Origin of the sequence: Jejuia spongiicola, assembly GCF_023502325.1 — a bacterium.
GTDB lineage: Bacteria > Bacteroidota > Bacteroidia > Flavobacteriales > Flavobacteriaceae > Wocania_A > Wocania_A spongiicola.
On sequence record NZ_JAMFLZ010000001.1, the window covers coordinates 560,623 to 584,627 of the forward strand.

The following is a 24,005-nucleotide window of genomic DNA, read 5'->3' on the forward strand; positions in this document are numbered from 1 at the left end:
TTTTAAAACCTCTAAAATAGAATAATTTTATTGATTACTAATCACGAAACTTGTTTACAACTGTTTATAACTTCACTTTAACAAACTCATTTTTATATGTATTTTTATAAGCTCATTATTTGCGACTCTACAAATAACCGCATCAATAAATAAACACAAAGAATGTACTTAATTTTCGATACAGAAACTACCGGATTACCAAAGCGTTGGGATGCACCAATTACCGATACTGATAATTGGCCAAGGTGTATACAAATTGCGTGGCAATTGCATGATGCTATGGGAAATTGTATTGACCATCAAGATTATTTAGTACAACCAGAAGGGTTTAATATTCCTTATGATGCAGAAAAAATTCATGGAATCTCTACCGAACTAGCACAAGAACAAGGGGTGCCTTTGGCTGAAGTTTTAGAAAAATTTAATGAAGCATTAAGCAAAACCAAATTTGTAGTTGGGCAAAATGTAAAGTTTGATTTGAATATTATGGGTGCCGAATTTGTGAGGGGAAATGTCGCTAATCCATTACAAGAATTACCGGTTTTAGACACTTGTACTGAACATACTGCTAGTTTATGTCAAATTCCTGGAGGCCGTTACGGTAAATTTAAGTTGCCAACATTGACCGAGCTTCACGAGTTTTTATTTAACACGCCTTTTGCTGAAGCGCATAATGCTACTGCCGATGTTGAGGCGACAACGCGATGTTTTTTAGAATTAATCCGTTTAGGAGAATATACAAAAGAACAACTTGATGTTGAACCTGATTTTTTTCAAAAATTTAAGGAGTCCAACCCTGAAACTATTCAGCTTATAGGATTAAAGCACATCAATCTTAAAAAAGAAAGCGCTAAAATTAATGAACGATTACAAAAGGCTCAAATTACTAATATTTCTTCGGAAGAAATTGAGCAAAACGTCTCTGATTTAGCTGATGCTGATTTTGTTCACTTGCATAATCATTCACAATTTTCTGTACTACAATCTACTATGAGTGTGTCTGATATTGTTTCGGCAGCAGCCGAATACAACATGCCCGCAGTAGCATTAACAGATCATGCAAATATGATGGGGGCTTTTCATTTTGTAAATGCAGTAAACAAGCACAATAGCGGTGTTAAAACAAAAATTAAATCTGCAGAAGAAACAGGAGAAATAGTTGTAGACAAAGAAATAAAACCGATTATTGGCTGTGAGTTTTTTGTATGCGAAAACCACTTAGATAAAACAAGAAAAGATAACGGTTACCAAATTGTACTGTTAGCTAAAAATAAAAACGGATACCATAACCTAGCAAAGTTATCATCACATGCTTTTGTTGACGGTTTTTATTATTTACCTCGAATTGATAAAAAACTAATTCAGCAGTATAAAGAAGATTTAATAGTGCTAACTGGAAATTTATATGGAGAAGTTCCAAGTAAAGTTTTAAATATTGGCGAAAATCAAGCTGAAGAAGCTTTGCTTTGGTGGAAGAATGAGTTTGGAAATGATTTGTATGTCGAATTAATGCGCCATAACCAAGAAGATGAAAATCGAGTAAATCCTACTTTAATACAATTAGCAAAAAAGCATAATGTTAAGTTGGTCGCTACCAACAATACCTATTACCAAAAGCAAGAAGATGCTAACGCACATGATATTTTGCTTTGTGTAAAAGATGGAGAAAAACAAGCTACACCTATAGGACGAGGTCGAGGATATCGTTACGGATTACCAAATCAAGAGTATTATTTTAAGTCATCAGATAGTATGAAAAAATTGTTTCAAGATGTTCCTGAAGCGATTTTAAATGTAAAAGAAGTTATTGATAAAGTAGAAGCGTATCAATTAGCTCGAGACGTATTATTGCCAGCTTTTGATATTCCAGAGGAGTTTATGCATGATGAAGATTTAGCAGACGGAGGTAAACGAGGTGAAAATGCCTATTTAAAACATCTGGTTTATGAAGGTGCAAAAAAACGTTATGGAGAAGTACTTACTGAGGAAGTTACAGAGCGTTTAGATTTTGAGTTAAGCGTTATAGAAAACACAGGTTATCCAGGATATTTTTTAATTGTTGAAGATTTTATTCGTGAGGCTAGAAATATGGATGTCTCTGTTGGACCTGGTCGAGGTTCGGCTGCCGGTTCCGTAGCAGCATATTGTCTTTGGATTACTAATATAGACCCATTAAAGTACGATTTACTTTTTGAGCGTTTTTTAAATCCAGATCGTATTAGTATGCCAGATATTGATATTGACTTTGATGATGAAGGTCGAAGCCGTGTGATGGATTATGTGATTGAAAAATATGGAAGCAATCAGGTAGCTCAAATTATTACCTACGGTACAATGGCAGCCAAATCTTCTATTCGAGATACCGCTAGAGTACTTGATTTGCCTTTGTTTGATGCTGATAGAATTGCCAAATTAATTCCTACAATGTCTAAACTCGGGAAAATTTTTGGTTTAGATGAAAAAGAATTAAGCAAAAAATTTAGAGCTGAAGATTTAGAAAAAGTGAATCAGCTTTTAAATATATCTGAAGGAGACGATTTAGAAGCCGAAACGGTTAATACGGCGAGAGCACTTGAAGGGTCGGTAAGAAATACTGGTATTCATGCCTGTGGAGTTATTATTACCCCAGATGATATTACCAAATTCGTTCCCGTATCTGTAGCAAAAGACTCTGATTTGTATGTTACGCAGTTTGACAACTCCGTGGTGGAAGATGCCGGATTATTGAAAATGGATTTCTTGGGTTTAAAAACATTAACTCTAATTAAAGACACGGTAAAAATTGTAAAAGCTAAGCATGGTATTTTACTCGATCCGGATAATTTTCCATTAGATGACGAAAAGACTTATGAGCTTTTTCAAAAGGGAGAAACAGTTGGTGTTTTCCAATATGAATCTCCTGGAATGCAAAAACATCTAAAAGATTTAAAACCTACCGTTTTTGAAGATTTAATAGCAATGAATGCGTTGTATCGTCCAGGGCCAATGGAATATATTCCAAGTTTTGTGCGTAGAAAGCATGGCGATGAGGATATTGAATACGATTTACCCGCGATGGAAGAGTATTTAAAAGAAACTTATGGAATTACAGTATATCAAGAGCAAGTAATGCTATTGTCGCAAAAGCTGGCAGATTTCACCAAAGGTGAAGCCGATGTTTTGCGTAAGGCGATGGGAAAAAAGCAGATTGCTGTACTTGATAAAATGAAGCCCAAATTTGTTGAACAGGCAAGTGCTAATGGTCATGATGCAAAGGTTTTAGAGAAGGTATGGAAAGATTGGGAAGCTTTTGCAAGTTATGCTTTTAATAAATCTCACTCAACATGTTATGCTTGGATAGCTTATCAAACAGCCTATTTAAAAGCGCATTATCCTGCTGAATATATGGCAGCGGTTTTGTCAAATAATATGAACGATATCAAATCGGTAACCTTTTTTATGGAAGAGTGTAAGCGCATGAAATTAGATGTTTTAGGTCCTGATGTTAACGAATCTTTTTACAAGTTTTCGGTAAACAAAGATTATGCTGTGCGTTTTGGTATGGGAGCTATAAAAGGTGTTGGACATGGAGCTGTTATGACTATTGTTGAAAACAGGAAAAAAGATGGGCATTATAAATCGATTTTCGATTTCGCAAAACGAATAGACTTACGAGCTGCTAATAAAAAAGCTTTTGAAAATTTAGCTTTGGCAGGTGGTTTTGATGGTTTGGCCGACACGCATAGAGCACAATATTTTCATGATGATGGTGATGGAATTACTTTTTTAGAAAAAGCAATAAAGTATGCACATAAACATCAAGAAAACGAAAACTCTGCACAAGTAAGTTTGTTTGGTGAAGCTAGCGACGTTCAGATAGCAGAACCAGAAGTGCCACCTTGTGAAGAGTGGGGTACTATGGAGAAACTGAGTAAAGAACGTGAAGTTGTTGGAGTTTATATATCTGGTCACCCACTAGATGATTTTAAAACCGAAATGAAAACTTTTTGCAATGCAGCATTGGCGATGTTTAATGGTTTAGAGCCTTATGTAAATAGAGAACTTGTTTTTGGGGGTGTAGTAACCGATGTACAACACCGTGTAAGTAAACAAGGAAAAGGTTGGGCATTATTTACGATTGAAGATTATACTGATAGTTTTGAGTTTAGAATTTTTGGAGAGGAATACTTAAAGTTTCGTCATTTTTTAATGAAAAACAACTTTGTTTTCGTTAAAACTTTTGTCCGAGAAGGATGGGTGAATAAAGATACAGGTAAGAAAAGCGATCCGCGATTGCAGTTTAATAGTTTTCAATTGTTGCACGATGTGATGGAAAATTATGCAAAAAAATTATCCATTCAAGTAGATATAAAAGACTTAAACGAACAGAAGATAATGGCTTTAAAGGATTTGTTAAATATGCATCCAGGAAACCAAATGCTTAATTTTTTAGTGTACGATACAAAAGAGAAAATAAAATTAACAATGCCAAGTAGAAAGCAAAAAGTAAAAGTATCTCAAGAGCTTTTAGACGCGCTGGAAACACAAGATGTTAGGTTTAAGTTAAATTGATATTCATCAAACCGCATTCTGAGCTTTTTCTTCAAACTCAACACAATCAATACGGATTTCAGAGTTTTTTAATTCTTTTTCTAATAAATTACAAAAGTGTTGATTAGCTTTTTTTTGATAAAATTTACAACCATAGCATGTACGTTGAACCGTTAAAACACCTATTTGATTTAGTTTGTAAATGAGTTTACTAAGCGTATTAAAAGTAGACTCTAAACTTCCATTATCAATGGCAGTTAATTGTTTTTTTAATGGCTGTGCAAAATTTTCGGTTTCAGAAACTATAGCTTTACCAGAATTTGATAATTGTATTGCATAACTTCTACTATCTGATGAAGAAAATACTTTTTTAATTAATTCTTTTTTAACTAAAACTTTAACAGCATCGCTTATTGTGGGTTTAGTAATGTTGAATTCTTTAGCAAGATGGCTTACATTGCAAAACTCAAGTTTATGATAGCTTATAAAGATGAGTATTTGAATTTGAATAGGGCTTAAGCCTAACAGTTTAGCCTTTTCCCAAAGCAAAACCTTAAAGGCTTCAGAAATACGTTCCAAACCAGCTACAATTTTACTGGAAATATCAATTTCTTGATGATTGGGATTAAAAATACTATCACTCATAAATAAAAGCCTGCCGAATGGTATCGACAGGCAAAGTTAGTAATCCTAATTAAATTAGTCACAATTTTCCATTTCAATAATTGAAAAGCCTTTATTTTTAATATCATTTATAATAGCATCTGTAGCTTGTTCAATATGACAAAACTTGCATATTTTTGATGATATCCGTTCTGTTTTAAAAGTTTTACTTTCTAAATAAGTTGTACCAAAATTTAAAATGATTTGCTCATCATTTAACTTATTTGGAACTAAAATATCAAAATGCATTAGTTTACCATTTTCTCTTTTTACGTATGTATCCCAAACTGAAACTTTCATAATTATTGCTTTACTTTATAAGGTAATGATAAATCGCCACTTGCAACGGTAAAAACTTCATAAACCCCGAGCATTGGAAAGTTTTCTTTACTCGTGTTAACTTTCATAAAAGCTGTTACGGCATCAAAATTAAAATCGGTTTTATGATTTATCCTATAATCTGGAATAATTACTTTAATCGAGTTAGCTTTTGTAATTACGGAGTAACCAGGAGAATCCATATACATTGGCATTCCTGGGTTTGTAGGCGGTAATACTACAGATTTGTCGCCTTTATTAAACTGTTTTACCGAAAGCCCCCCTTTTACACGCTTATCTTCAACTAAAACTACCCAATGCGGATGCCAAATTACGCCATCATTATCGTAGATTGAATCTGAATTTTCATCCCAAAGAGGTGTATCATCAAAATCTGGATGCGAAGTTAGCGCAAGCGCAACAATACCTTCGGTTTGATTGAAACCTACGTCAGTTGACTTTAAACTTGTAGGGAATACGTAACCCAAAACGGGAGCTCCATCTAATTGGCCTGCTTTTTTAGGGACTGTTTCGCCTGCGTTACCTTTTACAGCGATCTCCCAAACTGTAATTCCTAAATTTGAATCATGGGTAATCTTGGTGGTTGTAATTGAGAAATTATCGTTTTGATATTCATTACTTTGACTTATACAACTTACTGTGAATAGAAATAGGGTTACTACAAATAATACTATTGATTTCATAATATGATATGTTTTATAAATTAGGATTCCTAACTAATTGTGATAAAAAAATTATCCTTTTACGGCTTCCATTGAAGCTCCAAAATTAATATGCAGCACATTTCCGTTTGGCGTTACCAAAGCAGGAACTGATTTTACACCAGCATTTTCTGCTTCGTTAATTCTTGAATTGTCTTCTCCAAAATGTACAATGTCGACGTTGTCTTTACCTATTAGTTCAATAATGTCGTGTTCTGCACTAATACATACAGGGCACCCTGCGTGATAAAAAACTGATTTACTCATAATTTTATGTTTTAAATTAATTATGATACAAATATAGTAAGGAATCCTAACTAATTAAAATATTTTATTATTTTTTTTGAATTAACCATTAAAAATTTACAACTGTTTAGGTTAAAAACGCTCTTAGCTTTTGGGTTATAAACATATCCCATGTTGAGGAACAAACTTCAAAACAATGAAGCTCTGGTGTTAAACCAATCTGATTGAAATTAAGAATAGTTTTGGTTTCTTTTTCTTCTATTTGCCAATGTAACACATGCCCAACCCATTCTTTATTAAAATTGGGTTCGCCACCAATACATTTCCAAACCAACTCTTTGTTTGGGGTGTATTCAAGAATTTTAAATGTCCACCAATATTCATTTTCAAAAGTAATAGTAAATTGACCGCCAGTTTTAAATTGAGAATTACTTGTTTTTCCCCACCAGTTATGAATGCCGTCATTTAAAGCATAAAAAACTTGTTTAGGGCTTGAAGAAAATTCAATTTGATGAGAATAGTTTGTTCTTGAATCAATCATTTAGCTGTTTTTTGTGTTTAAGAAATCTTCTAAATTCTGAAGCTTATCATCCCAGAATTGTTCGTAAAACTTAATCCACTTATTAACTTCCTTAAGTGGTTTTGCATTGGCATTACAAAAACGTTCTCTTCCTTGTGTGTTAATATAAACCAAACCAGCCTCTTCCAAAGTTTTTATATGTTTAGTAACACCTTGTCTTGTGATATCAAATTGATTTGATATTTGAGTGATAGACAATGCTGAAGTTGCAATCACTAAGGCGTGAAAAATATCACGCCTTGTTGGATCTGCAATGGCTTTAAATAGTCTTGTTATTTTATCCTGCATTAACTTCTTGTTTTAAATAGCTTGTTAAACCAGAAATACAATTATCCCATCCGCCGTTAAAGCTTTCAAACATAGCAACTGCTGTTTCTCCTGCATAGTTAGAAATATCGGAATGCTCCAAAGATAATTTAGTGCCATTACTTGTTGTTTCTAGTTCCCATTTAACAGTAGTTTCAACTTTTGTATCGGCAACTATCCATGTGTATATAAGTACATACGGACTCGCATTTTTAACCTCACCACTTATTACTGTACAACCTTTTTCGTTTGGAGGAGACGTAAATGTATACTTATAACCCTTTTCTGCTTTAAAATCTGCTGGGATAAACCAGGTAGAGATTTCTTCGGCTTTTGTAATAGCATTCCAAACCACATCTATAGCATGATTTAAAACGGTTTCTTTTTTAATAACATCATTCATAATTATTTGTTTTTTAATTAATATGCAACTTTTCGGTTGCTAAACTAAAATAAATATTTTAAATACGCAACTTTTTGGTTGCGTAAAATTAATTTGAATTAAAATGTGAATTTGCGCAAAGGATAGTAGCGGCATCCTTTTTTGTGCTTAATAATAAGTGTGATGGAATTTGTTTTATGATAGGAGGAAACACTTTATGGGATACATGAAGTATTTTAAGCACAAGAAAGATATAGCGGATAGCCTGACATTTTTATTAAAATGATGCGCCCAAATACAAAAATAACCTTAAACAATAAGGATATAAATAAAACAAATAGTTTGGTTGTAAGCTATAGAAAATATTTTGACTAAGTTTGTAAATAAATTTTAAAGTAAAACAGATTAAAATATAATATTATGGCATTAGAAATAACGGATGCAACGTTTGAAGAAACAGTATTAAAAAGTGATAAACCAGTTTTGGTTGACTTTTGGGCAGCTTGGTGCGGACCATGTAGAATGGTTGGACCTATTATTGAAGAAATAAGTGGTGAATATGATGGTAAAGCTGTTGTAGGGAAAGTAGATGTTGATGCTAACCAAGAGTTTGCTGCAAAATATGGTGTACGTAACATCCCTACTGTTTTAGTTTTTCAAAACGGAGAAGTTGTTGGTAGACAAGTAGGTGTTGCACCTAAAAATGCTTATACTGAAGCTATCGATGCGCTTTTGTAGTAGATAATTAAAAAGAAAAATGAAAAGGTTTGCCATTTATGGTGAACCTTTTTTTATTTTAGATGCAAAATAATTATTATGAGTGAAAATAAAGTTCAAAACGCTATTGATAGCAAATTAATTGAAGAACGTAAAGTGTTTTTATGGGGGCAGGTTGATGATGATTCTGCAAAACATGTTGTTGATAGATTATTGTATTTAGATGCTTTGTCTAATGAAACTATACATTTATATGTTAATAGCCCTGGAGGCTATGTAACATCGGGGTTTGCCATTTACGATTGTATGAAATCTATTAAAAGTCCAGTGTCTACAATTTGTACTGGATTTGCAGCTTCAATGGGGTCAATTATATTATCTGCTGGAGAAAAAGGAAAACGATTTATACAACCGCATGCTCGTGTTATGATACACCAACCTAGTGGTGGTGCTCGTGGGCAGGCAAGTGATATTGAAATTACTGCAAAGGAAATTGTGTTAACTAAAGAATTAAGTGCACAAATATTAGCTGATAATTGTGGGCAAACTTTTGATAAAATAATGAAAGATTTTAATCGCGACCATTGGATGGGTGCAGATGAATCTGTTGCTTATGGTATTGTTGATGCCGTTTTAAAATAAGTATATTTAAAAGCCATGAATTTACAGCACGAACTTAATAAGGCAAGCGGGTTTAAAAACTTAGAATTACTTGCTAAACAAGTTGTGGAGGGTTTTATTGCAGGAATGCATAAAAGTCCGTTTCATGGGTTTTCAGCAGAATTTGCTGAGCATAAAATATACAATCAAGGCGAAAGTACACGACATATAGATTGGAAACTGTTTGCTAAAACAGATAAGCTTTATACTAAGCGGTATGATGATGAAACTAATTTGCGCTGTCATATTATTTTAGATAATAGTAGTTCGATGCATTATCCTGAAATGGATAGTTTTTCAATAGATAATCTAAATAAAATAGGTTTTTCGGCACTGGCTTCGGCTTCGTTAATGCATATGCTTAAAAAACAACGCGACGCTGTAGGCTTAAGTATTTATAGTGATGATTACGATTTTTATGCTCCAGAAAAGGGTAGCGAGCGTCATCATCAAATGTTATTAAATAAACTAAGTGATGCTGTAGTTTCTAAACCTTTAAATAAAACTACTGAAACGTATAAGTATTTACACCAAATAGCAGAAAAGATTCATAGAAGGTCGATGATTTTTTTGTTTACAGATATGTTTCAAACTTTAAAAGATCAAACTAAGCTTTTTGAAGCGCTAAGACATTTAAAATATAATAAACATGAAGTTATTTTATTTCATGTAATTGATAAAGACAAAGAATTAAAGTTTGATTTTGATAATAAGCCTAAACGCTTTATTGATGTAGAAACTGGAGAGCATATTAATTTGTATGCAGATTCAATTAAAGAAAGTTATAGTAAAGCGGTAATTGATTATTTTGATGCTTTACAATTAAAATGTGCTCAATACAAGATAAAATATGTTGAGGCAGATATTAATAAAAATTTTAATAACATCCTCACAACATACATGATAGAACGTCAAAAGTTTATTTAGAAAAAATATTCTTTAAAAAACTCAAAAAAAGATTTGAGATATAAAAAAAGGCGTGTATATTTGCAACCGCAATAATGCAACGGTCTGGTAGTTCAGTTGGTTAGAATGTCGCCCTGTCACGGCGAAGGTCGCGGGTTCGAGTCCCGTCCAGACCGCAAGTATTGCTAAAAGCTCTAAGAGATTAGGGCTTTTTTTGGCAATTAAATGAAGTTGTGTTGTTCCTAGAGAAATCTAGGACGTAGTTATACCAAAGTTAATTTGGTATTCCAATGAGAAGCTTTCCTTTTTTCTTTATTGAAGATTGGGATGCTTTTTTGTTTTATACAAGTTTGTATTCTGCCAACTTTGACAAGTTTTTCTTCAAAAAAGGTATAGGTTCAGGTATACCAAAATCCTTCTAGGTATAACTAAAATAATATGATACTAATAGTTTGGAGCAAAAGGAATCAACCCAAGCCAATACCCAATGTAAAACCACAGCCCAGTCACAAAAAGAAAAATAGCAACACAACTAATAATAAAAGGAAAGGATGCTATTATATAGAATGATCTGCCAATTTTTTTTCTCATTCCTTTCACTGTAACTACTAAAGAGAAAGTAGTTGTAATTAACAATATAGTTAAGCTTACAGTAGTATTAACAATAAAAAATAAATAGCAAAATAGAACATATAGTGATGTGTTTAAATAAGATGCTATTTTGAATTTTCTAACCATAAACTAATCAAAATGAATAAATCAAAACTAAACATATTATTTTATCTCAATAAAAAATCAAAGAATAAATATGGTAAATCTGTTATTATGTGCAGACTTACTTATTTAAAGCAAAGAAAACAATTTTCTACTGGAAGATTCATAATTTTAATTAATTGGAATAGTAAACAACAGTTAGTAAACCCAGATGAACCAGATGCAGAACTCATAAACACACAATTAAGCCTGATAAGAACAAATCTTACTCAGGCTTTTTTATTTCTACAAGTTAGAGGAAGTGATTTTAGTGTAGATGATATCTATAAACAGTACAAAGGTGAAACCCCTAAAAAGGAGTTTGGTGTTATGGAAGTGTATAACTTACATAGTGCTAGAATTAAGAAACTTATTGGTATAGATATACAGATTGTAACTTATACTAAATATCTTGAATCTGGAAGACATTTACAGGCTTTTATTAAGCATAAACATAAGCAAAAAGATATCCAATTAAAGGTGCTTAAAAGCAGTTTTATAGAGCATTATGAGTATTTCCTCAAGACTGAAAAGAAGTTCCAACAAAGCACCTTAAATAAGGCTATTCAGAGGTTTAGAAGAGTGATTAGATATGCTGTAGCAGAAGATTATTTAGCTAAAGATCCATTTATGTTGTACAAAGCTAAAAGAGTTAAAAAGGAAGTGTTATTTCTATCACCTGAGCAGCTTAAAAAACTTGAAGAAACTAGCTTTAAAATCAAGAGAATACAACAGATTAAAGACATGTTTGTTTTTTGTTGTTATACAGGTTTAGGGTTTAAAGAAATGGTAAATCTAAAGAAGCAAAATATTACTATTGAATTTGATGGAGAATTATGGTTAAACATTTATAGAAATAAAACAACTAGAAGCTATAAAGTGCCATTATTGCCAAAAGCTAAAGAGATTAAAGATAGGTATGATGATGAAGCTAATGAATATGTGTTTCCTAGAATGTCTAATACTAAGTTTAACGCTTATTTAAAGGAGATTGCTGATGTAGTTGGTATAGAATTTAACTTAACACATCATATTGCTAGAAAGACTTTTGCTAGTACTGTATTGTTATTTAATAATGTACCTATGGAAGTTGTTAGTAGGTTATTAGGACATAGTAAAATGCAGACTACTCAGGAGAGTTATGGTAAAGTTGTAGAAAAGAGGATTAGTTTGGAGGTGAGAAGGTTAAAGGGGAGTGGTTAGCTTCTCTTTAAAATATATGCTATAAAAAAAGGCAAGTATACTAATTGTACGCTTGTCTTTTAATTTTAGATATTGATATGTTATTGTTTTACTCTTGTCGTCACTAGTCAAAGACTAGCATAACTGGAAGGATAGTTCATTGAAAATCATTCATCATAATAAATTATATTCCCAACTAACTTATTGTTCTGATAAAATGCCTTACTCTCTACTTTACCACTTTCGTAGTATTTAATATAGTTTCCATGAAAGCTCCCATGATTATAAGTATATTTTTCTTTTAGCTTACCATTTAGATAATACTCCTTCCATTCACCATCTTTATCTCCATCTTGTGTATATTGACCTTCAACAGAAACTTGTCCGGTATCATAATATACTATATACTTCCCTATTAGGTGGTCATTTAATATAGTACTGAATAATTTAACCTCTCCATTACTGTGATAATATATTTGCTCACCGTCTACAATTTTATCATTACTATACTGTGTTTTATTATGTATGACTCCTCCATAATGGTAATCAATCCATTCGCCTTCTTTCAAACCATTTTTATAAAATTGACTGTTGGATATTTGAGCATCAGGCTGGTAGACATAAAAAGCTCCATCTTTCACCCCATTAGCATAATAGCCAGCAGACTGTAAAGTTCCATTTTTTCTAAAAAATGTCCATATGCCATGCTTGTTAGCCTTTTTAATTATTCCAAAAGCTTTAACTCTATCAGTTCCTATGTATAATTCTTTAATAAAATTAACATTCTCAATATTTAATTTTATGCCTTTTGAGTAACATGATATACTTTCTATTTTACCAATAGAATCAATATGGATCCATAGTCCTTCTTTTTTATCACTTATTAATTCTCCATATTCTTTTAAAGTTCCATCTTTATAAAACTCTTGATAAAACGTATTTTGCGCAATAGCAAAAGGTGTTATAAAAACTAGTAGAAATAAAAACATAAAATGATTTTTCATTGATCTTAATAATTATATTCAATAAGACTCCATACTAACCCTAGGCTCTACCTAGTGATATTAAATTAAATGTTCATGATATAGCTTTATATATTTGTATCACCTAATACTCTTACCCTTCCTAATTAGAAACTAATGGTAGCAAAGGAGGATAAGAGATTTAATATATTAAAAAATACCATCAACTAATTATTTATACCACTATACTACCTACTTGAACCCTGCATATTATCCCAATAGTTCTTAAAAACTTCTGGGGTAATCTTTTCTGAATTGAACTTTTTATCAAAAAAATCTTTATAAGTCATTTGTGTGTCTGATAAAAAACCATAACATTTAGAATTTGGCATAGCAATTAACGGCTTCATTTCACTTGATAGTCCAACCTCTCTATTAATTATTCCTTCATCATTAAATTCGAGCACCCAAACATCACTCAAATCAATCAACTTATTACATGAATTTGGAAAAAACGCACTATAAATTTTAAAAAATAAGCTACTCTCTTTTTTATTTTGAGCTATATAAACTTTTAAATATTTCATTATAATTTTATATGAAAATGTCCCCTGTCTAATGTTCTCCAATTTTTAATAAACGGTAATCTTGTTTGACGTAATTTTATGTTTAAATTTCTTAATGTTGAGCTCGGAATTTGTTTTAGGTATTTGCCATTCCTTGCAGGAGATGCTCCCCAACTAACTGACCATTTTGTTTTAGTACTCCAAAACTTACTATAAGATCTATGAGGTTTAAATACTCCTCTAATCCAATTTTTCGTTGGCCCCGCTGCGATTTTCGCTGAACCTATAGGAATAAGTGTAGCAGATACAATAGCACCATGCTCTGAATTATCCTTATGACCAACATAAGAACCTCTTAAATTAGTAACTTGATTATCAAAAGGGTTCATTGATTGAGTGAAAATAGAAAAACTATTTGCTGTCTCATAAATACCTCTTTGAATAAAATTACCTGTGGCCCAATTATCAGCCATAGTGTTTTCACGTTGAGAAAAGTTCCATCTTAGATAGTCATAATAACTAGTGGAAAGAATATTGGCTTGTATTTGAAATGCAGCTCTTTTGTAACTAAGATTACTTTTACCTTCAACAACCACTTCTGGAAGGATTACAGTTCCTGGTTCTAAATTTTCTTGCTGATTTATATTATTACTAGTAGTTTTCTCTTTAGTACTAGTTTTTTGTACTCTCGCATCTTTTGCAGTAAAAGAATTACCATCAAAACTAAGACCACCTCCTAAAACATTAACAGTTTCACCTGCTCTAGCTGCTTTTCTCCAATCATATTCTGTATCATCAGGATGCATTCCGGTAAAATCCGTTAAATTAACAGGATTATTCCAGGTATAAGCATAAGGAGACTGGTTAAACTGCATTTCAGAATCTGCTAAAGGATCTAAATTCATCCATCTACCAAGAGCAGCATCATAATTTCTAGCATGAAAATCTAACCAATCAAGCTGTTTACCTGAGACATTATCATCCTGTTCTTCTTTACCACCAAAACCATATTTATGATCGTTACCAATAATTCCGCCATTGTATCCTCTATGTTTAAGTCCAAATGGATAATAATTATTCTCCTCTTGTATTTGTAAATTAGGCGTACTAGTAGTACTTATATCTTTATAGCTTAACCTAATGTTTCCTAAATGGTCTGTAAACTGATAAACATAATCATAACCACCAGAACCATCAGGTTCTACATAACCTTCAGCATGGTTGAAAAATTTCAAAGAACTACCTTCGTACTGATAATTTCCAGCATAATACGTTATAGTACTACCTACAGTTTTACTTAATTTAGTACCTAACGCATCGTAAATGTAAGAAATATTTCCAGATCCCAGGGTGACTTGTGTAGGTAAATTTAGATGATTATAGGTTATGGCTGTAATACCTTTATTGGTATCTGTGCTCATATTACCATTAATATCATAAGTATAATCAACAGAAGTATCGGTACCTCCACCTATTTGGTCGTCTTTAAATCCATAAGTGTCATTAGCTGTATCTGATACTATTGACAGTTTATTAGTTTTAGGTAGATAGTCATAAGTTAATACATCCATATTACCAAAGTGAGAACTGGTTGTAGACACTGGGTTTGCAACAATATGTCCTTTACGAGTAAGATTCGTAATGTTTCCATTTTTATCATATTGCATGCCACTTAAACTGTAGCGATTAATATTATCTACCGCAGAAGTGACTCTGTTTAAATCATCATACTCATATTTATACCAACGAAGCGCATTATCATTACTAGTTTTCCACTCAATCTCTGAGATATTACCATTATATTGTTTTTTATCATTGCCAGAATGATGATCTATGGTATTATAGTTTATTTTAAAACCAAATAGATCTGTTCCTAGGCTTGTCACATTATTAATACTTTTAAGCCAGCCACGAATGTTATAATTGTAATCTACATTTTGTAATCTACTTTGAGTCGTTTTACCTCCAACTCCTTTACCTATAAGCTGTCCTAGCTCATCATAGGTATTATCTACAAGAACCTCCAACACGTTAGTGCTATTAAGCTCTTGTGTTTGTTTATTTAATCTACCCATATGATCGTATGTAAACAAATCTTCAGTATCAACACTTGTACTGCCAGTATGAGAGGTTTCAGTTTTATCTACTGCTCCCACAAAATCTAATTTACTTTTTATTATATCTGTAGTATTTAAATATTGATTTTTACTTGTTACATAAATAGAACGTCCTTTTACATCATATCCTGTTATAGTAGTAATCCATTTTACTGGACTAGAGTCTAAAATACGAACTTTGCTTCCTGTAGCTAAACCGTTTGTAAGAAGCTTATTGGTGTTATTATGGTTTATAATAGTTTGTCCTTCATAACTTGAAGGTAAACTTAATCCATCTTTATCAAAGGTATAATCATCATAGTAATTAATAGTATGAATTTCTGCAATGCTTGTTGGATATGCACCATTGTTATAATATACTGTTGCACCTCCCAAGCTTATAGATGAAGAACTTTTTGTTACATAAGTAGAACTTGTTGCATCTAAGGTCGTTTGTAAAGCACTTCTAGAACTGGTATTATTTGTTATCCCTGTATAAGCGACTCTTCCAAATCTATCATACTTAGTAAACAACCATTTTCCTTGTGCATCTAATGCAGAATCTTGAGTTAACACCGGTTGGTCTAATGTATTATACACAATATATTCCCATCCTTTTCCTGGTATTTTCTTTTCAATAAGTCTGTTTTTATCATCGTATTTATACTGAAAGCATAATTCAGATAGTTCAGTAGCATCTGGCTTAGCCGTAGATGGATCAGCTTTAGGAGGCAATACATATACTAAGTTCCCATAGCTGTCGTATACATAATACGTATCATGTTTAACCTGATTTTCAAAAGTTCTATTTAGTATAACTCTACCACGATAATCTTTAAAAGTATGAATGGTATTATCATTTAAATCACCAGTAACCCAGTTTTCATTTTTAGTAATAAACTTGAAAACATTTGGAGTGTTAAATGCTCCTTGAACTGTAACTTCACCCATAGCATAATAGCCATTATCTACAAGTGTTCCATTTGAATTATTTATTTTATAATTTCTAACATAGTCGCTAGTTTCAATAAGTTTATATTCATTTTTAATAGTATGTTCCTCAGTGTTACCTTGCTTCCAGTCATTTCCAGGAGCAGCTTGTTCTACCACAAGATTTAATGGTGTACCATCAAAAAGAGTTTCACCATAAGGGTTTGTAGTGTTTTCATATTTTGCAGTATTATAAAAGCTATTGGTAGCAGTTAATGCACTAGTCCTATAGTTTCCAGTATCAGTACTAGAAGCGTAAGGTAAATAGCTTTTGTTTTGTCTTCCTAAGTTATCATATTCCATATGAGTGATAACATCTTCATAATTACCTCCTGCTCTGATGGCTACACTTTGTATTGGTCTACCTAAGCCATCAAAATAAGTTACTGTTTCAATTTTTTGCTCATTAGTAAGTATAGATGGATTAGTTGTTGCAACTCGAGGTGTTACGGAATGAATATAATTTTCGTCACTTAAATTTGTGGCTGGAGAGGAGGTACCTGGATCTACAGTATAATTTATTGTCGTAGCGACACTCCATTGATTTGAAGAGCTATTGTATGCTTTTATAAAATACTGAGTGGTTCCATAAGGTCTATCAACATAAATAGATGGGTTTGATGTGCTTGTTCCAGACGAACTACTTTGCCAATACCAAACCTCACCTGTTGGAGGTGTACCTCTAGTAAGTCTTGTATATCCTGGAGAATTTGCTACAGAAGGCATACTCGGAGCTGCTGGAGCTGGAGCACCTATAGTTACCGTTTTACTACCTAAAAGGATTAGCCCAGATTTACAGGTAACTGTACCTGTACCAGCTGCTCCCCATTGGACATTTACAAAGTATTCTGTTCCATTTTTACCAGCTAATAAAACAGAACCTCCAGTAACTGTCCATTTAAGCTTTGGGCTGTATATAGTACCCGTATCAAAGTTATAAGTATGCGTACTATTTGGGTTAACAGATGAAGGACCTGTAACTAGTTGACCATGGGTAAACTGAACTGATACCAATAAAAATAGAATACTTAGCACCGTTTTATAAGGACCGAAATGTTTTATAAGATATGACATAGTTTTATGGTTTTATTGGTATGAAATATTATTTATTTTGAAAGTATAGATGTCCTGCTCTGTATCACTTTCTTTAAAGGTGAGTATGGCAGACATTCCAGATGCTTCACCTAGGATAGTAAGGTCTACTTGATGTCCTTCATAGGTCATGGTATAGCTGATTGAGCCAGTTGAGGTGCTATGATCCCAATTCTCTGTAGTATTGGTTATGGTGTAAGTAGAGGAGTCAAAAGCACCATTGTTACTCTGATTCCAGACTATAGTATTGTTGTTTTTTATTATTGTAGAGGATACACTAATATCCTGACCTTCTATTTTTACTTTATCAAAAGTAATGGTGTAATCTATAGTGCTATTTTGTGCTATTAGGCTTGTAGAAGACAATACAATTAATAGAAAGCTTATGATTTTATATATATGATTCATGATGCATATGTTTTAAAAGATTAATTAAAAAAGGAAACTATTGTTATTAATGACCTTTATAGTGGTACTTGTTTTCACTTAATATTTTACCATCTGCATCTTTAACAAGTTTTAAACGATTAAAAGCATCATATTCATAAGATGTGATGTAGTCTTTTGAATCCGTCACATCAATTATACCTACTAATGGGTCATAGGTATAGGTTGAAACAAACGTTCCAGATAGACCTCTAAGAGCAGTTTCTTGTGAAGTACTCAACCCATTTGTTAGATTGAAATTTGTTCCAAAAGCTGAAAGCGCTTCTATACTACTATATGTGGCATTTTCTATTTCAGCGACTAAGTAAGTTTTGTTATGGCCATATATTCTTGAAACATAAGTGTTATTTCTTTTTTGATATTCAATAACATGTCCTTTAGAATCTCGTTTAGTTATTTTTTCTGAATTAGTAATATTATTATCTCTACTTACAAAATCAATTTTTTCTAATGCGATAATATTATTTCCAAAGTTTTTATAATAATGCTTTTCAGTTGTACCATTAGATGCTTCAATAGTTAAAGGTGTTGCAATTCTATTTAAGTTAACCAAATCAGTAGCTAAAGGCATAGAACTAATCGTATTACTTTGCATAGTATTTCCTCCTGTAATAGGATAACTAATAGTTTTAGAATACCCCAACTCGTGTAAATCTTCTATAGTTTCGCATAATTGCTCCCCACCTTGGATTAAAGGTTTACAAACCTCTACTGTTTTGGATTCATTAAGCACTAAAGGAAACTGTTTATCATAGGTATATGAATAACTTGTCTTTAAAGGTTCTTGAGATGCTCCATTGGTATAATCTGTGGTCCAAATAGTAGTCAAAACATCTCTCGCAATCGGGAGGCTAATGTTCTCTATATAAGCACCACAAGTCAATGTGTTATATTGTTCCCCATTACTTGTTTGACAAAGAGATGATGACGATATTGAACTAGAAGCTTTATTTAGATGGCTTAAGCCTAATGTTGAAAATTCTTTATAACTATAAGAGAAACTTTTGGATAATCTTATATTGTTATTTTGGTCATAAACAATTTCTGATAGAAGTTTTCCTCTCATAAAATCACGATCAATATACAATGTTGGTGACCCAATTGCTAGCCAGGATGTACTATAACTACCAGTAGCTGTTTTTGTGGAAGCAATATTTGGATATGATGAAGAGGGGCTTCTATAGCTAAAGAAGGTTTTTCCATTTGCAATTCTGTCTTTTACAGTTACATTACTGTAACCTACAAAGGACCCATTTGTTAATTCTACCTGAGATTGAGGTGTCATAAAAGTGTCTATTCCAAAATAGGTAAGTAAATTGCTGAGTGATGTTGGGTTTGTATTTGATGTCCAATTTGTGTTTTTTAACATGTACACAGCATATGTAGGTATGTTGGCTATGTAACCTGTACCATATTCATAATCTAAAATTTGCTCATTTCCTTTTGCATCCGTGATTTTTTGTGATTTAATACGAAGTCCACCTCCTTGTTTGGTTCCATTATATGAAAACTCGTTGAGTTCATATTCATATTCATTTGTGCCTCCTGTAGGAAACGTTATTTTATTAAGTGCATAACTTTTACAATAGTTTGTGTTAGCTGCTAAAGAATAATTTCCAGTTAATTCAATGGCTGAAGCATCATAAAAAGGTGAAACATTATTGTTTTTAAAATAATACTTTGGTATAGGGTTTGTCAATGATGCATTATATGACCCGTTATTATATCCTAAAAAGTCATGTGCATATGAAGTTCTAGGAGGCATAGTATAGCTTGTGTTATATGTGAATTCGTGTCCTGGTAAGGTTATAGCTGAATTGGAAGGGTCTACTTCATATACTTTATCTAATCGTAAACGCTTACTTTGTGGAGTTGTGCTAGCTATAGTAGATTGAAAATAACTATATGATAATTTCACATGCTTGATAACACTTCCTGAATTATCTTTTACTTTAATTTCAGTAAGGGCTTTATCACCAGTATTATCTAACCTGCTTAAGCCATAAATAAATTCGACAGACCCTTTGTCAAATACAATCTTAGTAAGTCTGTGCATGTAAGGGTAAACCGTTTTTGCTTTGTTTCCATTAAACTGGAGATTTGTACCACCCCCATAGGAAGTCGCTTTTGAATCAATTTCATCTGAGAAGTAATTATGGTATTGTTCATATTCAAATGTTATGGTTTGATTAGTGCTAGGGTCAAACATTTGATCTAAGTGATAGGTATCTAATTTGTAGGTTGTTTGTCCAGTATTATATGGACCATGATGCCTAGATAAATCAGGTGTTTCAAAGTCATACACAATGCCACTTAAAGATTTTATTTCTATGTTAGAAAATCCATACTTAGTAATATTTGTATAAGTTCCTGTATTATCATTATAATGGTTTTTAGTAATGTAACCTATTGTTTCGTTTATGATATTACCTTGATGTTCTAACTCTAAGGCTTCAGGTAAAGTGCCTATAGTAGGATAGTTTGTTGTTATACCGTCTGTAGCATAGTAATCTTTTTTATGTACATACTTTGTTGAAAGCCCAGGGGCATTAACAACAAATAAATCTGGAGCTGCATCATTATACCTGTTTATATTGCCGTAAGTTGTTAAATTTGTATAGGTATACCCTAACCATCCAGCTGGTGTCATATATGATGTTGGGCTGTTAGCTTTATATGGTCTAGTAAAATCATCTATTCCTTTTACCATTCTGGAAATAACACCTCCAGCATTTAAACTCCAGTTAAGCCCTACACTGGATGCCATATCTGCAACTTTAACTCCAGAAGAATTGTAGGATAATGAGATTGGAACACTCATACTACCAGACAAGACTTCATATATGGGTATAGTAATATTAGCTCTACCAGTATAATTAGATACTGGAATGAAAGTGCTTTTTTGAAAGGCTGCTACATCTGGAGGTTGTACACTTGGGCTTATAATAACTTGAGAGGCAGTATACATATTAGATGTTAAAGTATTTCCATAGTAATCTTCTTGGGAGAAGCTTAATAAACTAGATAAAGAAAGTGCAATAGTACAGATTAAGAAACGTGAATTCATAAGTACATTATTTAAATGTTAGTAATGTGCTTATAAAACTAGAAAGAGTTTTTGGATTTGGAGTAAGCTAAAACCTTACTTTTGGTAAGCAAAAAGCTTATTAATAGTAAGGTTAAAAGCCAATTTAGCTTACTCAAAGTAAGCTAAAACCTTACTCTCTAGTAAATTTCACTATCTAATTAAAACCAGTTAATGGCTAGAGTCCTTTAATGGCCTGCTATAGAAGAGATTATAACCTTTGAAAACCATTTTGCCGTTCAGTTTAATGAGTTGAAAAGTGTAAACGTCAGGTAGTCAACTATTTATTGGAAATTGTAGAGTGTTGTTATTTAATAATATATCAATGGTGGTTATTAGCTGTTTATTAGGTCATAGTAAAATGCAAACTACTCAGGAGAGTTATGGAAAGGTGGTAATTTAAATCCTAGTGAAGCAGATAAGTCAATATATAAGAAGATTAAAAAAGCAGCAGAATATCTTGATATAAGTGTGTTAGATAACCTAATTATAACTAAGGAAGGATACTATAGTTTTGCTGATGAGAACACAGTATAGGGTATAAAAAGGAATATAATTAGTTGGCAAAGTTGTCAAACTCCTATGTTTATTGATGAAATGTAAAAATCTTGCGGTCTAGAGAAGACCCAAAAAGTTGAAATGAATTTATAAATCCTGTTTCTTTTGCTTAATTTCTTTAAGCCATGAAAAGTATTCCTGGTAATTATTTATAAACTCTTTGGTTCTATCTAAGTAATCATAATTATCCGTTGTAGTTTTTAAAAGTACTGATATTGCATTAAAAGCAAATACAATTATTTTTATTTCCCCACCTTGGAACTCATCTTCCGTGACTTGAGCCATTGCAATTTTAGGCAGCTTTAAATCAAATGTTTTTACATAATTTTGATATGTTGTTTCCCACATTTACAGCTTTTAGAGTTGTTAAATTACCATCTCCTTTACATATATTTATTTTAATATCTCTGCACTTTGTGCCTGTACTATTTTTGTAAACCTTGTATCCTTTTACTATTTCGGATATTTCAATGACGTTAACAGGAAGAATGAAACATTCTTTACCTGTTATCTTATCTGTTGATTTAACAGGAGTTGCAGTTCTTAAATCATACATATTGTATTTTTCTACTAAGCTAAAATTATATCTACTAAACAAAAAATAGAATTTTAAAATAGTCTAGAGGAGACCATAATTTTTAAAATTATTTAATTGTAATATAATTAATACAATAGATAACTTATATTTATAGTATGATTAAATCAGAAATTAATAATTATTACTGGGAAAATTAAAATAAGATGAGAAAGAGAATAATATTTCTAATTATAGCAATCATCATTATTTTATTTGCAATTATAAAAATTGAAATATTAATTATTAATTATGAAAAGTTTTCTTTTTGGCTTTATCCTAAAAATCCAAATAGGAACGGTGAATTATTTAAAGTTTTTTTAAGTATTTTGGGAGCAATAGGGATTCTTTTTGGAATTTATATCTCATATAGAAGAGCTAAAGCAATTGAGAGTGGTGTTCAAAAACAAGGTGAAGTAATTAATCTCCAAAGTGAACAAATAAACCTTACCCGTAAATCTCAGATAGATGAAAGGTTCAAAAACGGTGTAGAACATTTAAGTAGTAATAATGAGCCAATAATATTAGGAGGGATTGCGGAATTAAATCAAATTGCTAAAGAGAATCATGCTGAATACTCAGAAATAGTTTTTGATATTTTTTGTAGTTATTTGAGGTCTACTTCAAGAGAATCAAAAAGGAACAAAACAATATTAAAAGCCATAATTAATTACTTGTTCAAAATTAGTGATGAAAATCCCTATCTAAAATATAGTGCTGATTTACAAGGAGCAGACTTGTCAGGAATACCATTGGAAAATGTGAGTTTTAGAAATTCATACATGTTTCACACTAAATTACCATATTTATTAAATTCAAGTTTAGAAGGTGCCAATCTTTTAAGTACAGTTTTCAGTAAAATTGACAACGTAAAATTTAATGGAGCTAAATTTAGAGGGGCGAGACTGTATGGTGGAGCCATAAGAAATTGTGATTTGAGTAATATTGATAATTCAGAAGATTCTATTTTTCATTTTATTGGCTCAACGGTTGAGAATGTAAATTTTGATAATTGTATTCTTCATGGTTGGCAATTTCTTTATTGTCAAATAAGCAATTGCTCATTTGATAATTCTAAAATATTTCATTCAAAATTTTGTTTTTCTAATTTTAATAATATTAAATTTAATAGTGTTAATGAGTTTAAAATGAATGACTTAAGGGCGTCATGTTTTGAAAATGTTGTAATGAAAGATATTGAAATAACCCATTCACTTTTTAATGGTTGTAGAAAGAAAAACCCATATCCTATTAGCGCAATTAATGATATAAAGAATATAAAAGAGCAATTGTCTAACCTTGAAAATTCTAAATCAGACTTATCAGGTATAGAACAAATAAACGTAGAATTTACTTACTGTAAAAGAGAAAAATTAAGTAAAATTGATATAGTTGAATTGTTTGAGTTTCTTGAATCATATAATTTTAATCAATTTATTATGTAGTATAATTTTACTTAGGTATTTATCAAAAGCGCATGAGTCAGATAGAGTTTTAAAAATAAAAAGATATGAAATATTGTTTCTACTTGAATATAAGTCTGAATGTATTGATATAGAATAGGTTATGATATATCAATACATTCAGACTGTAAGATTATTTCAATTCTTGTACTGAAGCGCAAGGCAATATCAAAAAGCAACATTAAGATATTTGAACTTTGACGTGTA

Annotated in this window: 21 protein-coding genes and 1 tRNA gene; 8 read left to right on the forward strand and 14 right to left on the reverse strand. The window is 31.7% G+C overall.

The genetic code is table 11. The features are described 5' to 3' along the window. Nucleotides 1–162: 162 nt before the first annotated feature. The gene (gene dnaE, locus M3P09_RS02645) at nt 163–4,551 is read left to right on the forward strand and encodes a DNA polymerase III subunit alpha (RefSeq protein ID WP_249971914.1); all 4,389 of its coding nucleotides are present in this window, start codon (nt 163–165) and stop codon (nt 4,549–4,551) included. A 6-nt stretch (nt 4,552–4,557) separates the two neighbouring features. On the opposite strand, the gene M3P09_RS02650 is transcribed toward dnaE, so the two are convergent. The 7 genes from M3P09_RS02650 to M3P09_RS02680 form a co-directional block, all read right to left on the reverse strand. Then, on the reverse strand, nt 4,558–5,175 hold the full coding sequence (locus tag M3P09_RS02650) for a MarR family winged helix-turn-helix transcriptional regulator (protein WP_249971915.1): 618 nt from the start codon (nt 5,173–5,175) through the stop codon (nt 4,558–4,560). A gap of 54 nt (nt 5,176–5,229) precedes the next feature. After that, nucleotides 5,230–5,493, reverse strand: a complete 264-nt coding sequence (locus tag M3P09_RS02655) for a DUF2024 family protein (RefSeq protein ID WP_099564756.1) — start codon at nt 5,491–5,493, stop codon at nt 5,230–5,232. Nucleotides 5,494–5,495: 2 nt separating this feature from the next. Next, the gene (locus M3P09_RS02660) at nt 5,496–6,215 is read right to left on the reverse strand and encodes a hypothetical protein (protein ID WP_249971916.1); all 720 of its coding nucleotides are present in this window, start codon (nt 6,213–6,215) and stop codon (nt 5,496–5,498) included. 51 nt (nt 6,216–6,266) lie between these two features. After that, nucleotides 6,267–6,500: a thioredoxin family protein gene (locus tag M3P09_RS02665; RefSeq protein ID WP_099564754.1), complete on the reverse strand. Its 234-nt coding sequence runs from the start codon at nt 6,498–6,500 to the stop codon at nt 6,267–6,269. 106 nt (nt 6,501–6,606) lie between these two features. Beyond that, nucleotides 6,607–7,020 carry an SRPBCC family protein gene (locus tag M3P09_RS02670; protein WP_249971917.1) on the reverse strand — a complete coding sequence of 138 codons (414 nt, stop codon included), beginning with the start codon at nt 7,018–7,020 and terminating at the stop codon, nt 6,607–6,609. After that, entirely contained in the window at nt 7,021–7,347 is a 327-nt protein-coding gene (locus M3P09_RS02675) for an ArsR/SmtB family transcription factor (RefSeq protein WP_099564752.1), read from the reverse strand. Then, nucleotides 7,337–7,768 (reverse strand): SRPBCC family protein, encoded by a 432-nt coding sequence (locus M3P09_RS02680; protein WP_099564751.1) that lies wholly within the window; start codon nt 7,766–7,768, stop codon nt 7,337–7,339. The genes M3P09_RS02675 and M3P09_RS02680 overlap by 11 nt, the downstream gene beginning before the upstream one ends. Before the next feature lie 399 nt (nt 7,769–8,167). Between M3P09_RS02680 and trxA the strand changes: the two genes are divergently transcribed. The 5 genes from trxA (at nt 8,168) to M3P09_RS02705 (ending at nt 11,986) form a co-directional block, all read left to right on the forward strand. Next, the gene (gene trxA, locus M3P09_RS02685) at nt 8,168–8,485 is read left to right on the forward strand and encodes a thioredoxin (protein WP_099564750.1); all 318 of its coding nucleotides are present in this window, start codon (nt 8,168–8,170) and stop codon (nt 8,483–8,485) included. A 78-nt stretch (nt 8,486–8,563) separates the two neighbouring features. Continuing rightward, nucleotides 8,564–9,106 carry a ClpP family protease gene (locus M3P09_RS02690; protein WP_199099687.1) on the forward strand — a complete coding sequence of 181 codons (543 nt, stop codon included), beginning with the start codon at nt 8,564–8,566 and terminating at the stop codon, nt 9,104–9,106. A gap of 15 nt (nt 9,107–9,121) precedes the next feature. After that, a complete protein-coding gene (locus M3P09_RS02695) occupies nt 9,122–10,051 on the forward strand; it encodes a DUF58 domain-containing protein (protein WP_249971918.1) in 930 nt (309 codons plus the stop codon). Between the two features lie 81 nt (nt 10,052–10,132). Beyond that, nucleotides 10,133–10,206 (forward strand) — tRNA-Asp (locus tag M3P09_RS02700). 574 nt (nt 10,207–10,780) lie between these two features. After that, nucleotides 10,781–11,986 (forward strand): site-specific integrase, encoded by a 1,206-nt coding sequence (locus M3P09_RS02705; RefSeq protein ID WP_249971919.1) that lies wholly within the window; start codon nt 10,781–10,783, stop codon nt 11,984–11,986. A 146-nt stretch (nt 11,987–12,132) separates the two neighbouring features. Here M3P09_RS02705 and M3P09_RS02710 read toward each other — a convergent pair whose 3' ends face one another. From M3P09_RS02710 to M3P09_RS02730, 5 genes are all read right to left on the reverse strand, one after another. Further along, a complete protein-coding gene (locus tag M3P09_RS02710) occupies nt 12,133–12,969 on the reverse strand; it encodes a toxin-antitoxin system YwqK family antitoxin (protein WP_249971920.1) in 837 nt (278 codons plus the stop codon). A gap of 206 nt (nt 12,970–13,175) precedes the next feature. Then, nucleotides 13,176–13,514: a hypothetical protein gene (locus M3P09_RS02715; protein WP_249971921.1), complete on the reverse strand. Its 339-nt coding sequence runs from the start codon at nt 13,512–13,514 to the stop codon at nt 13,176–13,178. Further along, a complete protein-coding gene (locus tag M3P09_RS02720) occupies nt 13,514–17,653 on the reverse strand; it encodes a DUF6443 domain-containing protein (RefSeq protein ID WP_249971922.1) in 4,140 nt (1,379 codons plus the stop codon). Before M3P09_RS02720 ends, M3P09_RS02715 begins: the two co-directional genes overlap by 1 nt. 12 nt (nt 17,654–17,665) lie before the next feature. Next, entirely contained in the window at nt 17,666–18,079 is a 414-nt protein-coding gene (locus tag M3P09_RS02725) for a hypothetical protein (protein WP_249971923.1), read from the reverse strand. Nucleotides 18,080–18,125: 46 nt separating this feature from the next. After that, the gene (locus M3P09_RS02730) at nt 18,126–21,185 is read right to left on the reverse strand and encodes a hypothetical protein (protein WP_249971924.1); all 3,060 of its coding nucleotides are present in this window, start codon (nt 21,183–21,185) and stop codon (nt 18,126–18,128) included. 456 nt (nt 21,186–21,641) lie between these two features. Here M3P09_RS02730 and M3P09_RS02735 point away from each other — a divergent pair, with 456 nt between their 5' ends. Beyond that, on the forward strand, nt 21,642–21,740 hold the full coding sequence (locus M3P09_RS02735) for a JAB domain-containing protein (protein WP_249972100.1): 99 nt from the start codon (nt 21,642–21,644) through the stop codon (nt 21,738–21,740). A 108-nt stretch (nt 21,741–21,848) separates the two neighbouring features. Here the strand turns inward: M3P09_RS02735 and M3P09_RS02740 are convergent, their stop codons facing one another. Next, a complete protein-coding gene (locus M3P09_RS02740) occupies nt 21,849–22,109 on the reverse strand; it encodes a hypothetical protein (protein ID WP_249971925.1) in 261 nt (86 codons plus the stop codon). Beyond that, entirely contained in the window at nt 22,069–22,317 is a 249-nt protein-coding gene (locus M3P09_RS02745) for a hypothetical protein (RefSeq protein WP_249971926.1), read from the reverse strand. Before M3P09_RS02745 ends, M3P09_RS02740 begins: the two co-directional genes overlap by 41 nt. A 185-nt stretch (nt 22,318–22,502) precedes the next feature. On the opposite strand from M3P09_RS02745, the gene M3P09_RS02750 reads away from it, so the two are divergent. Further along, nucleotides 22,503–23,780: a pentapeptide repeat-containing protein gene (locus M3P09_RS02750; protein ID WP_249971927.1), complete on the forward strand. Its 1,278-nt coding sequence runs from the start codon at nt 22,503–22,505 to the stop codon at nt 23,778–23,780. Nucleotides 23,781–24,005 lie beyond the last annotated feature (225 nt).

Excerpts from the sequence above, each read along its gene's own strand:
- dnaE (WP_249971914.1), top strand. The coding sequence starts at position 163 with ATGTACTTAATTTTCGATACAGAAACTACCGGATTACCAAAGCGTTGG.
- M3P09_RS02650 (WP_249971915.1), bottom strand. The coding sequence starts at position 5,175 with ATGAGTGATAGTATTTTTAATCCCAATCATCAAGAAATTGATATTTCC.
- M3P09_RS02655 (WP_099564756.1), bottom strand. The coding sequence starts at position 5,493 with ATGAAAGTTTCAGTTTGGGATACATACGTAAAAAGAGAAAATGGTAAA.
- M3P09_RS02660 (WP_249971916.1), bottom strand. The coding sequence starts at position 6,215 with ATGAAATCAATAGTATTATTTGTAGTAACCCTATTTCTATTCACAGTA.
- M3P09_RS02665 (WP_099564754.1), bottom strand. The coding sequence starts at position 6,500 with ATGAGTAAATCAGTTTTTTATCACGCAGGGTGCCCTGTATGTATTAGT.
- M3P09_RS02670 (WP_249971917.1), bottom strand. The coding sequence starts at position 7,020 with ATGATTGATTCAAGAACAAACTATTCTCATCAAATTGAATTTTCTTCA.
- M3P09_RS02675 (WP_099564752.1), bottom strand. The coding sequence starts at position 7,347 with ATGCAGGATAAAATAACAAGACTATTTAAAGCCATTGCAGATCCAACA.
- M3P09_RS02680 (WP_099564751.1), bottom strand. The coding sequence starts at position 7,768 with ATGAATGATGTTATTAAAAAAGAAACCGTTTTAAATCATGCTATAGAT.
- trxA (WP_099564750.1), top strand. The coding sequence starts at position 8,168 with ATGGCATTAGAAATAACGGATGCAACGTTTGAAGAAACAGTATTAAAA.
- M3P09_RS02690 (WP_199099687.1), top strand. The coding sequence starts at position 8,564 with ATGAGTGAAAATAAAGTTCAAAACGCTATTGATAGCAAATTAATTGAA.
- M3P09_RS02695 (WP_249971918.1), top strand. The coding sequence starts at position 9,122 with ATGAATTTACAGCACGAACTTAATAAGGCAAGCGGGTTTAAAAACTTA.
- M3P09_RS02705 (WP_249971919.1), top strand. The coding sequence starts at position 10,781 with ATGAATAAATCAAAACTAAACATATTATTTTATCTCAATAAAAAATCA.
- M3P09_RS02710 (WP_249971920.1), bottom strand. The coding sequence starts at position 12,969 with ATGAAAAATCATTTTATGTTTTTATTTCTACTAGTTTTTATAACACCT.
- M3P09_RS02715 (WP_249971921.1), bottom strand. The coding sequence starts at position 13,514 with ATGAAATATTTAAAAGTTTATATAGCTCAAAATAAAAAAGAGAGTAGC.
- M3P09_RS02720 (WP_249971922.1), bottom strand. The coding sequence starts at position 17,653 with ATGTCATATCTTATAAAACATTTCGGTCCTTATAAAACGGTGCTAAGT.
- M3P09_RS02725 (WP_249971923.1), bottom strand. The coding sequence starts at position 18,079 with ATGAATCATATATATAAAATCATAAGCTTTCTATTAATTGTATTGTCT.
- M3P09_RS02730 (WP_249971924.1), bottom strand. The coding sequence starts at position 21,185 with ATGAATTCACGTTTCTTAATCTGTACTATTGCACTTTCTTTATCTAGT.
- M3P09_RS02740 (WP_249971925.1), bottom strand. The coding sequence starts at position 22,109 with ATGTGGGAAACAACATATCAAAATTATGTAAAAACATTTGATTTAAAG.
- M3P09_RS02745 (WP_249971926.1), bottom strand. The coding sequence starts at position 22,317 with ATGTATGATTTAAGAACTGCAACTCCTGTTAAATCAACAGATAAGATA.
- M3P09_RS02750 (WP_249971927.1), top strand. The coding sequence starts at position 22,503 with ATGAGAAAGAGAATAATATTTCTAATTATAGCAATCATCATTATTTTA.